Source organism: Amycolatopsis sp. NBC_00438 (genome assembly GCF_036026695.1).
Taxonomy (GTDB): Bacteria; Actinomycetota; Actinomycetes; order Mycobacteriales; family Pseudonocardiaceae; genus Amycolatopsis.
Genome location: NZ_CP107923.1, coordinates 3554551 through 3566509, shown reverse-complemented (window position 1 = coordinate 3566509; position 11959 = coordinate 3554551). Strand labels below are relative to the sequence as shown.

General features: G+C 73.4%; 12 protein-coding genes. 6 read left to right on the top strand and 6 right to left on the bottom strand.

Annotated elements, in window-relative coordinates; translation table 11 throughout:
• Nucleotides 1-50 precede the first annotated feature (50 nt).
• Nucleotides 51-1247 (bottom strand): ROK family transcriptional regulator, encoded by a 1197-nt coding sequence (locus OG494_RS15605; RefSeq protein WP_328456284.1) that lies wholly within the window; start codon nucleotides 1245-1247, stop codon nucleotides 51-53.
• 89 nt (nucleotides 1248-1336) lie between these two features.
• On the opposite strand from OG494_RS15605, the gene OG494_RS15600 reads away from it, so the two are divergent.
• Nucleotides 1337-1672, top strand: a complete 336-nt coding sequence (locus OG494_RS15600) for an ArsR/SmtB family transcription factor (protein ID WP_328456282.1) — start codon at nucleotides 1337-1339, stop codon at nucleotides 1670-1672.
• A gap of 1 nt (nucleotide 1673) precedes the next feature.
• Entirely contained in the window at nucleotides 1674-2168 is a 495-nt protein-coding gene (locus tag OG494_RS15595; RefSeq protein WP_328456280.1) for an SRPBCC family protein, read from the top strand.
• Here OG494_RS15595 and OG494_RS15590 read toward each other — a convergent pair.
• Nucleotides 2137-3102, bottom strand: a complete 966-nt coding sequence (locus OG494_RS15590; RefSeq protein ID WP_328456278.1) for a helix-turn-helix transcriptional regulator — start codon at nucleotides 3100-3102, stop codon at nucleotides 2137-2139. The genes OG494_RS15595 and OG494_RS15590 overlap by 32 nt on opposite strands.
• 62 nt (nucleotides 3103-3164) lie before the next feature.
• Here OG494_RS15590 and OG494_RS15585 point away from each other — a divergent pair, with 62 nt between their 5' ends.
• The 3 genes from OG494_RS15585 (at nucleotide 3165) to OG494_RS15575 (ending at nucleotide 8771) form a co-directional block, all read left to right on the top strand.
• Nucleotides 3165-4313: an epoxide hydrolase family protein gene (locus OG494_RS15585; protein WP_328456276.1), complete on the top strand. Its 1149-nt coding sequence runs from the start codon at nucleotides 3165-3167 to the stop codon at nucleotides 4311-4313.
• Nucleotides 4314-4504: 191 nt separating this feature from the next.
• Nucleotides 4505-7510, top strand: coding sequence for an ATP-binding protein (locus OG494_RS15580; protein ID WP_328456274.1), 3006 nt, complete (start codon nucleotides 4505-4507; stop codon nucleotides 7508-7510).
• A 31-nt stretch (nucleotides 7511-7541) separates the two neighbouring features.
• Entirely contained in the window at nucleotides 7542-8771 is a 1230-nt protein-coding gene (locus OG494_RS15575; protein ID WP_328456272.1) for an FAD-dependent monooxygenase, read from the top strand.
• 40 nt (nucleotides 8772-8811) lie between these two features.
• Here the strand turns inward: OG494_RS15575 and OG494_RS15570 are convergent, their stop codons facing one another.
• Together OG494_RS15570 and OG494_RS15565 are read right to left on the bottom strand one after the other, a co-directional pair.
• Nucleotides 8812-9261, bottom strand: coding sequence for an HIT family protein (locus OG494_RS15570; protein ID WP_328456270.1), 450 nt, complete (start codon nucleotides 9259-9261; stop codon nucleotides 8812-8814).
• A 22-nt stretch (nucleotides 9262-9283) separates the two neighbouring features.
• A complete protein-coding gene (locus OG494_RS15565) occupies nucleotides 9284-10183 on the bottom strand; it encodes an NmrA family NAD(P)-binding protein (RefSeq protein ID WP_328456268.1) in 900 nt (299 codons plus the stop codon).
• A 102-nt stretch (nucleotides 10184-10285) separates the two neighbouring features.
• Between OG494_RS15565 and OG494_RS15560 the strand changes: the two genes are divergently transcribed.
• A complete protein-coding gene (locus tag OG494_RS15560; RefSeq protein ID WP_328456266.1) occupies nucleotides 10286-10828 on the top strand; it encodes a TetR/AcrR family transcriptional regulator in 543 nt (180 codons plus the stop codon).
• Here the strand turns inward: OG494_RS15560 and OG494_RS15555 are convergent.
• Nucleotides 10823-11236, bottom strand: coding sequence for a DUF5655 domain-containing protein (locus tag OG494_RS15555; RefSeq protein WP_328456264.1), 414 nt, complete (start codon nucleotides 11234-11236; stop codon nucleotides 10823-10825). The genes OG494_RS15560 and OG494_RS15555 overlap by 6 nt on opposite strands.
• A 17-nt stretch (nucleotides 11237-11253) precedes the next feature.
• Nucleotides 11254-11874, bottom strand: coding sequence for a TetR/AcrR family transcriptional regulator (locus OG494_RS15550; RefSeq protein ID WP_328456262.1), 621 nt, complete (start codon nucleotides 11872-11874; stop codon nucleotides 11254-11256).
• Between the last annotated feature and the right edge of the window lie 85 nt (nucleotides 11875-11959).

Genomic DNA, 11959 nt, shown 5'->3' with positions numbered 1-11959 from the left:
CCGCCGCGACCGCGGTCAACTTTGCGAGTTTCTGAATTAACTACCGCGGTTCACGAGGCATGCGAAAGGTGCGTGAGGAGCGGACCGAGCGGGTCGTCGTAGAGGATGTCGAGCAGCACCGCGCCGCCGGCCGTCGCCAGTTCCGTGCCCGGGAAGCTCGTCGCCACAACGGTTTCCGCCGGTTCGGCGCAGGTCCGGGAGCGGGCGCGGACCTCGTCCCGGATGGCGGGAAGACACCCGGGCACCTGGGCTACACTCCGGTCGACCAGCACGAGCACGGCCGGGTTCAGCACGTCGAGCAGCAACGCCGCGGCCTGGCCGATCAGCCGTGCGCGGTCCTGGAACAACCGCACCGCCGCGGTTTCGCCGTTCGTGGCGAGGGCCAGCAATTCCGGAAAGGACACGCCGGCGTTGCGTGCGAGCGTCGCTTCCGAAACGGTCGCCTCCAGGCAGCCGGTGCGCCCGCAGCGGCAGGGTTCGGTGCTGTCGTCGACCGGCAGGTGTGCCACCGCGCCCGCCGCCGAACGCGGGCCGTGGTGCACCACCGCGCCGGTGGCGAACGCCGCGTCGACGACGTTGCCGGTGAACAACTGCACGACACTTTCCCGCGCCCGCGGGTGACCGAAGAGCTGTTCGGCGTGCACGAGCGACCGCGCGTGCCCGTCGACCGCCACGGTGAGCCCGGTCGACGCCGTCAGGAGGTCGCGCACCGGGACGTCACGCCAGCCGAGCAGCGGGTGGTCGACGACGGTGCCGGAGTCGCGGTCCACCCAGCCGCCGGTGGCGAAGCCGAGGCCGAGCGGTTCGCGGTCCGGCGCGTGGCCGAGCAGGAGGTCGTCGAGGATCTCCGCGGCCCGCGCGAGCAGGTCTTCGGGAGGCAGCCCGTCGTGCGGTTCTTCGTGCTGCGCCAGGACGTTCCCGCGGATGTCGAGCAGAGCGACGGTCGCGTGGTGCACGGCCAGGTGCAGCGCGCCGACGACGTGCCGCCCGGTGTCGAGGCCGACCGGCACGTGCGGCCGGCCGACGCTCCGACGGGGCTCGGCTTCGGGGAACTCCCGCAGCAACCCCAGCCGCGTCAGGTCCGCGGTGTGCCCGGTGACGGCGGCCGCGGACAGGCCTGTCCGCCGCGCGATGGTGCTGCGCGCGATCGGCCCGTCGTCGAGGACCGCCCGCAGGACCGCGCTCGCGCTGGCACTGCGCCGAGCGCCGCGCGCGTCCGTCCTCTGTGGACCGCCGACCCCCGTCATGGCCTGATCGTGGCAGACGTCGCGGCGCGCGAACAGCGTGCCCAGGATGCAGGACTTGACGCATACCCATATGGGCATATGATTGCCGCGTGGCACGAGCAGCGACGACGGCGGACACCTTCAACGCGGTCGCCGAACCCCGGCGGCGGCAGATCCTCGACGAGCTCATGGCCGGCGAGCGGTCGGTCGGCGATCTCGTCGCCCGGCTCGGGCTGGCGCAGCCGCAGGTGTCCAAACACCTGCGGGTGCTGCGCGAGGTGGGGGCGGTGGACGTCCGCGACGAGGGCCGGCAGCGCGTCTACCGGCTCAACGGCGCCGCGCTGAAACCCATCCACGACTGGGTCAAGCGCTACGAGCGGACGTGGTCGGAACGCTTCGAGCTGCTGGACGACGTGCTGGACGAACTGAAGCAACAGGAGAAGTGACATGGTGGAGACGAGCAGCGCGAAGGTCACCCTGCCCACGGACGAACAGATCCTGATCACCCGCGAGTTCACCGCGCCGAAGCACCTGGTCTACCGCGCGTGGACCACGCCCGAGCTGGTGAAGCGCTGGTGGGCCGGGCACCGCGGGACGACCACCGAAGTCGAGATGGACCTGCGGCCCGGCGGCCGCTGGCGGTACGTGATCAAGGCGAACGCGGGCTTCGAGGTCGCCTTCCACGGTGAGTACCGCGAAATCGTGCCGGACGAGAAGCTCGTCTTCACCGAGATGTTCGAGGGCGCGGATCCGCTGCCGGACGCCGACGTGCCCGTCAGCACCGTCACCTTCACCGCGCTCGAAGACGAACGCACGGTCGTGCACCTGCTGACGCAGACGACGAGCAAGGCGTTGCGGGACATGATCCTCGAGTCCGGCATGGAAGCCGGGATGCAGGAGCAGATGAACCTCATCGAGGAGCTCGCGAACTCGCTGCGCTAGCCCGGAGGAACCGCTCACCCGTCTTCGCCAGCTCCCGGGCGAGCTCCGGCGCGTCGAGCACCTCGAAGTCCACTTCGAGCAGGCCCAGGTGCAGCGCGAGCATCGGCGCGTGGTCGGACCCGACCTCCGCGACGCACCGGTCCGGTCCTTCAGCCGTGACGTCGACCGCGAGGGGCAGCCGGGCCCGCACGTAATCGGCCGAAGCGTGCAGGCGCACCTTCGCGTGGAAGCGCCAGGTCGCCGCGCCCGCGCTGCGCTGCACGAACCGCACGACGTCACCTTCCGGCGGCTCGCGCGGTGCGAACCGCGGCCCGTTCGGCGTCCGCGGTGCCAGCCGGTCGACGCGGAACGTGCGCCAGTCTTCGCGGCCGGTGTCCCACGCGACCAGGTACCAGCGCCGGCCCCAGCTGACCAGGCGGTGCGGCTCGACGTCGCGGCGGCTGACCGCGCCCTCGTGGCCGGTGTAGCCGAACCGCAGCCGCTCGCCGGCCCGGATCGCCGACGCGATCACGCTCAGCACATCGGCGTCGACGGCCGGGCCGGTGCCGGGCACCGCGACCGTCGCGGCCTGCAGCGCCTGCACCCGGTGCCGCAGCCGGGACGGCAGCACCTGCTCCAGCTTCGCGAGCGCGCGCACCGACGTCTCCTCGATCCCGGCGACGCCGGCGGCGGTGCGCAGACCGACCGCGACGGCCACGGCCTCGTCGTCTTCCAGCAGCAACGGCGGCAGCTGCGCGCCCGCGCCGAGCCGGTACCCGCCCTGGACGCCGGGGGAGGCCTCGACCGGATACCCGAGGTCGCGCAGCTTGCCGACGTCGGCGCGGACGGTGCGCGTGGTGACGCCGAGGCGGCCGGCCAGGTCGGCGCCGGTCCAGTCGCGCCGCGTTTCGAGCAGCGACAACAACCGCAGGAGCCGCGCGGAGGTCTGCAACATCTTTCGAGGGTGCCACGAATCGCGGAAGGAACCCTTCCGCAATCGTCTCTAGCGTCCTGCTCATGACGAACGACATCCGTCCCTTCCGCGTCGAGATCCCGCAGGCCGAGCTGGACGAGCTGCACCGGCGCCTGGCTACCGCCCGCTACCCCGAGCCGGTGCCCGGCGACGAGCCGGACTGGTCCCGCGGCATCCCGCCTTCACGGGTCCGCGAGCTGGCCGAGCACTGGCGGACCGGCTACGACTGGCGCGCGCAGGAGGCCGCGCTCAACGCCTTCCCGCAGTTCACGACGGAGATCGACGGCCAGCCGATCCACTTCCTGCACGTCCGCTCGCCGGAACCGGACGCCGTCCCGCTGCTGCTGACCCACGGCTATCCCAGTTCGGTCGCCGAGTTCCTCGACGTGATCGGTCCGCTCGCCGACCCGGTCGCCCACGGCGGGGACGCGGCCGACGCGTTCCACGTCGTCGTCCCGTCGCTGCCGGGCTTCGGCTTCTCGACGCCGCTGAGCGGTCCGGGCTGGGAGCTGGCGCGCACGACGGACGCTTTCGCCGTGCTGATGACGCGTCTCGGTTATGACCGCTTCGCCGCGCAAGGCGGCGACATCGGCGCGGGCGTCACCGGCCGGCTCGCGGCGCTCCACCCGGAACGTGTGCTGGGCACCCACGTGAACAGCGACCGCGGGACCATCGCCCTCGCTGGGGAGCAGCTCCCGATGCCGGAGAACCTGACCGAGGCCGAACAGGCCGAACTGGACGCGGCCCGGGAAGCGTGGAAGGCCGGCCGGGGTTACCTGGACATCCAGTCGCACAAGCCGGAGACGATCGCCGCCGGGCTCACCGACTCGCCGGTCGGGCAGCTGGCCTGGATCGCCGAGAAGCTCGAGGCGTGGACGAACCCCGGCGGCGGGATCGGCCGCGACCGGCTGCTCACGACGGTCAGCCTGTACTGGTTCACCCGCAGCGGCGCGACCGCGGCCCGCTTCCTCTACGAGGCCGCCCATTCCGGGCACGGCTGGCTGGCGCCGTCCGAGGTCCCGGCGGGCTGGGCCGTGTTCGACAGCTCGCCCGTGGTCCGGCGGATCATGGACCCCGACGAGAAGATCGAGCACTGGTCGGAGTTCGCCGAGGGCGGCCACTTCGCGGCGATGGAGGCGGGGGAGCTGCTGGTGGCCGACATCCGCGCGTTCTTCCGCAAGCTGCGCCGCTGAGCGGCCGCGCTGTGCCGCTGGGGTCGTGAGTGTTTAGGGCGGTTAGAACCGCCCTGAACACTCACGACCAGCCGCGGCAGACCGCTCACCGGCGCCACCTCGAGCGACCGGCGTGGTGAACCGGGCGTTCCCGGCGGGTCTCCGCGGTAAAGCACCCTCACGACGGGCGTTGCTGCGACAGAATCGGCGGCGTGCAGTTCGCCATCCTCGGGCCGGTCGAAGCCCACGGTCCGGACGGGACGCCCGTCGCCCTCGGCGGCCCGCAGTTGCGCGGGCTGCTCGCGTTGCTGGCCCTCGACGCCGGGCGCGTCGTCAGCGCGGAGCGGCTCATCGACGGGCTGCACGGCGAAAACCCGCCCGAGGGTGCCGCGGAGGCCCTGCAGTCGCAGGTGTCCCGGCTGCGACGGCGGCTGCGGGACGGCGGGGCGCCCGACGGCCTGGTCGAGTTCACCCCCGCCGGGTACCGGCTGGCCGTCGACCCGCAGGACGTCGACGTCCACCGCTTCGAACGGCTCACCGCGCAGGCCCGGGAGACGGCCGATCCGACGACCAAGCTGGCGCTGCTCGGTGACGCGCTCGCGCTGTGGCGGGGTCCGGCACTCGACGGGCTCGCCGACCCGCCGCGCGCGGCCCGGCTGGCCGAGCTGCGCGTGACCGCGACCGAGGACCGGATCGAAGCCGCGCTGGCCCTCGGTCACCACGAACGGCTCGTCGCGGAGCTGCGGGAGCTCACCCGCGAACACCCGCTGCGGGAACGGCTCGCGGCCCAGCTGATGCGCGCCCTGCACGGCGGCGGCCGTTCCGCCGAGGCCCTGGCGGTGTTCGCCGAAACCCGGGAGCGGCTGGCCGACGAGCTGGGCGCGGACCCGTCGCCGGACCTGGCGGACGCACACGTCGCGGTTCTGCGGGCCGCGGCGCCCGCCCCGGCGCGCCGGGTTCCGGTGCCGCTCAGCGGGTTCGTCGAGCGCGCCGAGCGCGACCGGCTGGGCACGGCGTTGCGTGCCGCCCGGCTCGTCACGCTCACCGGGCCGGGTGGCGCGGGCAAGACCCGGCTCGCCGTCGAAGCGGCGTCCGGCGAATCCGGCGAAGTGTGCTTTGCCGAACTCGCGACGACGACCGAAGTCCCGCAAGCCGTGCTCGCCGCGCTGGGCCTGCGCGAGCAAGGCGTGCTGTCCTCGGCCGCGGCGGCCGACCCGGCGGACCGCCTGGCCGCCGGGCTCGCCGACCGGCCGCTGCTGCTGGTCCTCGACAACTGCGAACACGTCGTCGCCGAAGCCGCGCGGCTGGTCCGGCGGCTGCTCGGCGACTGCCCCGGCCTGCGGATCCTGGCCACCAGCCGGGAAGCCCTCGGGCTGACCGGCGAGACGCTGGTGCCGGTCGGAGCGCTGGCCGCCGACGCCGCCGAGCGGCTCTTCACCGACCGCGCGGCGGCCGTCGTCCCGGGCGTGGTCCTCGATCCGGCCACGGTGTCCCGGATCTGCGCCGCGCTCGACGGCCTGCCCCTGGCGATCGAACTGGCCGCCGCGCGGCTGCGGTCGATGGCCGCCGAAGACGTCGCCGCCCGGCTCGACGACCGCTTCCGGCTGCTGTCGCGCGGCGAGCGCACCGCCGAACCGCGGCACCGCACGCTGCGCGGCGTCGTCGAGTGGAGCTGGGACCTGCTCGACCCGGACGAGCAGCGGCTCGCCGGCCGGTTCGCGGTGTTCGCCGGCGGCGCGCGCCTCGACGCCGTCGAGCGCGTCTGCGGTGTCCCCGACGCCGGCGGCCTGCTCAGCGGGCTCGTCGAGAAGTCCCTCGTCGAGCACACGAGCGGCCGGTACCGGATGCTGGAGACGATCCGGGCGTTCTGCGCCGGACAAGGCACCGCCGACCCCGCGGCACACGCGAAGTACTTCCTGGACCTCGCCCGCGCGGCCGAGCCGGAACTGCGCGGCGCGGACCAGCTCACGGTCCTGGCGCGGCTGACCGCCGAGCACGCCGACCTGCACGCGGCGCTGCGCTGGAGCGCCGCCGAGGCGCCGGAGGTCGCGTTGCGGCTGGTCGCGGCGCTGACGTGGTACTGGTGGCTGCGCGGGCTGCGCAGTGAGGCCGGGCCGTTCGCGGACGCCGTGCTCGCCGCCGTCGGGCCCGAGCCGCCACCCGGGCTCGAAGAGGAGTACGTCGTCTGCCTGATCCACGCGTCGGACACCGAGGTCGGGATCGAGCCGACCCTGCGCACCCTCGAAGGCCCGCTGCGGTACCCGTACCTCTTCCTGCTGTGGGCGTTTTCCCCGCGCACCAAGGCGAAAGAGGGCGAACGGCTCGCCGCGCTGATCGGCCCGGACACCTGGTCCCGCGCGTTCGCGCGGATCGGCGACGGCCTGGGCGCGCAGTACCGCGGCCGGATCGACGAAGCCGAGGCGCACTTTTCGGCGTCCCTGCAAGGGTTCCGCGAACTCGGCGACCGCTGGGGCCAGGCGAGCGCGCTGGAGAAGCTCGCGGAGTTCGCGGACTGGCACGGCGACCACGCGCGGTTCCGCGAGCTGATGGACGAGTCCGTCCGGCTGGCCGGCGAACTGGGGGCGGGCGAGGACGCCGCCGACCTGCTGTGCCGCCGCGCGGACGGGATGCTGCGGGCCGGGGACACCGCGGCCGCGCAGGCGGACTACGAGGCCGCCGCGGAGACGGCCCGGGCGGTGGGCACGACGTTGACGCTGGCCCGCGCCCGTGGCGGCCTCGGTGAGATCGCGCGGCACGCGGGCGACCTCGCCGCCGCCCGGCGCTGGTACGCCTCGGCCGTCGGCCTGGCCGTCGACCCGGTGACCGGCGGCGAGACGCGGATCGGGCTGTACACCGGCTTCGGCTGGACCGCCGCGGCCGAAGGGCACCTCGACGAGGCGACCGAACTGCACCAGGAGGCGCTGGCCACGGCGTTGGAGCACGCGAACCTGCCGGGCGCGGCGCAGGCGGTCGAAGGCCTGGCCGGCGTGCTCGCCGCGCGGGCCGAGGACGAGCGGGCGGCGTTCCTGCTCGGGGTCGCCGTCGGGCTGCGCGGCGCGGAGGTCACCGGCGACGCCGACGTCACCGCGGTGATCGGCGCCGTCCGGGCCCGCATCGGTGGCGACGCCTACGTCAAGGCCTTCGAGCAAGGCCGGGAAATGCCGCCTGACCAGGCTCTTCAGGACTTCGGTCAGCCGCGGTTCGCGCTCGGTTCGTGAGCGGTCAGCGGCCGCGCCCACGCTGCTGAGCATGACGGACAACCGAGAAATCCTGATCTCCGGCGCCAGCGTCGCCGGCCCCGCCCTCGCCTGGTGGCTGCACCACCACGGCTTCCGCCCGACGATCGTCGAGCGCGCCCCGAGCCTGCGCGAAGGCGGCTACAAGGTCGACATCCGCGGCACCGCCGTCGACGTCGTCCGCCGGATGGGCCTGCTGGAGCAGGTGCACGCGGTCGCCACCGACATGCGCGGCGCCGGGTTCGTGAACAAGCGTGGCAAGGAGATCGCGAAGCTGGACGCCGACACGTTCGGCTTCCGCGACGGCGACGACACCGAGATCCTGCGCGGCGACCTGGCGAAGATCCTCTACGAGCACACCCGCGACGACGTCGAGTACGTCTTCGGCGACTGGATCACCGGGCTCGACGAGCGCGCGGACGGCGTGCACGTCACCTTCGCCCACGGTGCGCCCCGCCGGTTCGACCTCGTCGTCGGCGCCGACGGCCTGCACTCCGGCGTCCGCGCGCTGGCGTTCGGCCCGGAGGAGAAGTTCCTGAAGCGGTTCGACGCCTACATCTCGATCTCGACCGTGCCCAACACCTTCGACCTGGACCGCTGGGAGCTGCTGCACTCGGCGGCGCCGGGCAAGATGGTCAACGTCTACAGCACGGCTCGCGCCGCCGACGCCAAGGCCGCGTTCTGGTTCACCGGCACGGACCTGCCCTACGACCGCCGCGACGTCGACGGCCAGAAGAACCTCGTCGCCGACCAGTTCGCCGGCCTCGGCTGGCAGATCCCGGAGCTGCTGGAGTCGATGCGCGCAGCCGGCGACTTCTACTTCGACCCGGTGTGCCAGATCCTGATGGACCGGGTGTCGGCCGGGCGCGTGACGCTCGTCGGCGACGCGGGCTACTGCCCGTCCCCGGCCTCGGGCCAGGGAACGAGCCTGGCTTTGGCGGGTGCATACGTCCTGGCGGGCGAACTGGCCGCGGCCGCGGGCGACTTCACGGTGGCATTCGAGAAGTACGAAGCCGAGATGCGGCCGTACATCGAGAAGAATCAGGCTCTGGCGAAGTCCGCGCTGCGCGGCATCATCCCGCAGTCCCGCGCCTTCGCGTGGATCAACACCCGGATGATCAAGCTGATGCCCTACATGCCGGGCCGCAACCGCATCCTGGAACAGATCGCCGCCCCCATCCGCCAGGCGGCGAACGCCTTGGTGCTGAAGGACTACGCGACGGCCGGTCGTGCCGCAGGCTGAGGGCCGCGACGGGTCCGCACGACCCGGCGCGGCACCCGGCTCAAAGCGCCGCGCGGACCTGCGTCCCGACTTCCTCCAGCTCCGCCCGCTCCCGCACCCGCCAGTCCGCGCTGAGGACGAAACCGTCGTCCGGGTGGCGGGGGATGACGTGCAGGTGGACGTGGGGGATCTCCTGGCCCGCGGCGGTGCCGTCGGCCAGGAACAGGTTGATCCCGTCGGTCCGGATCCCGGTGCGGCGCAACGCCGCCGCGAGGGTCTGGGCGATGGTGAACATCCTGGCGCCCGCCTCGGCGGGGAGGTCGGCCAGGCCTTCGTGGTGGGCCCGGGGGAGCACCAGCAGGTGTCCGGTGGACACCGGGCGCAGGTCGACGACGGCGACGAACTCGTCGTCCTCGTGCACGAACGTCGCCGGCGCGAGCCCGGTGGCGATCGCGCAGAAGATGCACTTGCCGCCGGGTGTGGTCGCGGGGAGGTGGGGAGGCTTGGCCATGGCGCCGACCGTAGCGGGAAGATCAGCCCGCTGTCAGGTGGGAATCCGCCCAGTCCGCGAAGGACGTCAGCGGAATGCCGAGGGCCCGCGCGAACTCCGGGCGCGCGGGGTGGCCGATCTCGTTCGTCCACTCGTGCCGCACGGTGAACGCGGGCGCGCCGGCCGCCACGGCTTCCGCCGAGGTCAGGTCGGGCGCGGTGATCTCCACGCCGTGGACGCGGGAGAGCACCTCGGCGACGCCCGCCATCGTCCGGCGCTCACTGGCGAGTTCCAGCTCGACGCCGTCGAAGCGTGCCGGGTCGGCGAAGGCCGCCGCGGCCGCGGCACCGATGTCGGCGACGGCGACGAGCGAGAGTTCCGTGTCCGGCTTGATGGGCGTCACCAGCCCGCCGCCGACGCCGTGGGGCAGCAGGAACGACGGCGGCAGGAAGTTCTCCATGAAGAACCCGGGCTTGAGCAACGTCCAGTGCGCGAAACCGGCTTCGCGAACGCGGTCCTGGATCGCGGTCTTCGTCTCCAGGTAGTGCTCCATCGACTTCCAGCGGCCCTCGGCCCAGCCCGGCGCCGAGCGGTGCTGCCCGGCCCCGGAGACCGACGCGTGCACGAACTGCGCCACGCCCGCGTCCCGGGCGGCGTTGATCAGGTTGCAGGCCTGGACCAGCTCGGAGTCGCCGTCGAGGTCGGTCAGGTCGGGCAGCTGCACGGAGAACACGCCCCGCACGCCCTCGAGCGCCGGGCCGAGCGAACCGGGGTCGTAGAGGTCGCCGGTGACGAGCTCGGCGCCGAGCGCTCGGATCGCTCCGGCCCGTGCCGTGCCGGGGTCGCGGACGAGCGCGCGGACTTCGGTGCCCGCGGCGAGCAGCGCGCGGGCGGTGGCGCCGCCCTGCTTGCCGGTGGCGCCGGTGACGAGGACGGGGGACATGGGAGCTCCTTCGGACGGCTAAGTGGCGGGGCCCGCCACTTCGTGTCCGCTACGATAGCCATGAAGTGGCGGCCCCCGCCACTTAACCTTCCGGAGGTCCTCGTGCGGCGGTCCGACGCCCAGCGCAACTACGCGCTGATCCTCGCCGTCGCCGAGCGGGAGGTCGCCGAGCACGGCGCGGAAGCGTCCCTCGAGCAGATCGCCCGCACGGCCGGCGTCGGCTCGGCCACCGTGCGCCGGCACTTCCCGACCCGGCGTGCCCTGCTGGACGCCGTGTTCCGCGAACGCGTCGACGCGCTGGACGGCCGGGCCCTCGACCTGGCCGAGGCTGACGATCCGCGGGCCGCGTTGCTCGACTGGCTCACGGCGTTGACGGAGTACGCCGCCTCCGCGCGGGGCATGGCCGCGGCGCTGATCCCGGACGAAGATCCGGACGGCGAGCACGTCTGCGGCCGCCTCACCGACGCCGGCGAACCGGTGCTGCGCCGCGCGGTCGAGGCGGGCGCGGTGCCGGCCGGGGTGACGTCGGCGGACCTGGTCGCGGTGGTCACGGGCATCGTGCTGGCGACCGAGCACGGCCGTGACCCGGCGGGGGAAGCGTTGCGGTTGCTGGGGTTGGCGGTGCGGGGGATCAGCCCGTCATGAGAAGTCGTACGCGGCGGTGAGCCAGCCGCGGACCTCGTCGTCCACTTCGGACGGTGCGCGCAGGCTCACCCGGTGCCCGACCCGCGGCCCGGCGGTGCCCCACGCCGGCCGGATCCGCGCCGTCTCGACCGGGCTGGGCAGGAACAGGTACAGCAGAACATCGCGCGAGCGCGGCCGCACCTCGGCGAGCTTGAGCTCCCGTTTGAGGAACACGCCGATCTTGACCGCGTCCTCGTGGAAGCCGCCGAGGGTGCGCAGGTGGGCGGCGATCGCGTCGTACACCGCGCGCTGTGCCGGGGAACGCCCGGCGAACGTGTCGTCGACCGTGCACCCCGGCACGCACGTGTGCCCCTGACCGGCGCGCGCGAACTCGCGGTCGCACTGCGGGCACGTCCAGCGGGTCGGCATGCCGTCCAGGATGGCACTCACCGCGCGCCGGGACGACCCGGTGTTCCGGACGGGGTCCGCTGGTGCGCTGAGCCGCCGGCCAGGTACCGCTGGACCGTCGGCGCGATCTCCGTGACGAGGTCTTCCTGGGTCAGCGCGACCACCGGCGGCAGGCGCAGGACGTAGCGGGTCAGCGCCAGGCCGAACAGCTGTGTCACGACCAACCCGGCCCGGCGGGGCGCGTCGGCCGGGTCGCCGAAGCGCAGCACCACCGGGGTCACCTGGCCGGCGAACACCTCCCGGATCTTCTCGACCACGGCGTCGTCGGCCACCGCCGACCGCAGCAGCGTCAGCAGGATCTCGTCGGTCGGCGGCTGCTCCCAGAGCGCGAGGAACTGCCGCGTCAGCAGCTCGCCGACGGTGCCCGGATCGGCTTCGGCGAGGTCCGGCAGGTCCAGTTCGACGTCCACGGCCGCCGCGAACAGGCCGTCCTTGCTGCCGTAGTAGCGCATCACCATCGACGGGTCGATGTCCGCGTCGGCCGCGATCGAGCGGATGGTCGCCCGGCGGAAGCCGTCGGCGGCGAAGCGGCGGCGCGCGGCGTCGAGGATGGCCGCGCGGGTGGCGTCCGACCGGCGGGGAGAGGGCTCGTCAACCATGTCAACAAGTGTAGGCCAACACTTGTTGACAAGCCAGCCTAGTGGTGCTTACGTGGATGCCAACAGTTGTTGGCAAACCTGAGGA

Excerpts from the sequence above, each read along its gene's own strand:
- OG494_RS15590 (WP_328456278.1), bottom strand. The coding sequence starts at position 3,102 with ATGTTGCAGACCTCCGCGCGGCTCCTGCGGTTGTTGTCGCTGCTCGAA.
- OG494_RS15550 (WP_328456262.1), bottom strand. The coding sequence starts at position 11,874 with ATGGTTGACGAGCCCTCTCCCCGCCGGTCGGACGCCACCCGCGCGGCC.
- OG494_RS15595 (WP_328456280.1), top strand. The coding sequence starts at position 1,674 with ATGGTGGAGACGAGCAGCGCGAAGGTCACCCTGCCCACGGACGAACAG.
- OG494_RS15585 (WP_328456276.1), top strand. The coding sequence starts at position 3,165 with ATGACGAACGACATCCGTCCCTTCCGCGTCGAGATCCCGCAGGCCGAG.
- OG494_RS15565 (WP_328456268.1), bottom strand. The coding sequence starts at position 10,183 with ATGTCCCCCGTCCTCGTCACCGGCGCCACCGGCAAGCAGGGCGGCGCC.
- OG494_RS15570 (WP_328456270.1), bottom strand. The coding sequence starts at position 9,261 with ATGGCCAAGCCTCCCCACCTCCCCGCGACCACACCCGGCGGCAAGTGC.
- OG494_RS15575 (WP_328456272.1), top strand. The coding sequence starts at position 7,542 with ATGACGGACAACCGAGAAATCCTGATCTCCGGCGCCAGCGTCGCCGGC.
- OG494_RS15555 (WP_328456264.1), bottom strand. The coding sequence starts at position 11,236 with ATGCCGACCCGCTGGACGTGCCCGCAGTGCGACCGCGAGTTCGCGCGC.
- OG494_RS15605 (WP_328456284.1), bottom strand. The coding sequence starts at position 1,247 with ATGACGGGGGTCGGCGGTCCACAGAGGACGGACGCGCGCGGCGCTCGG.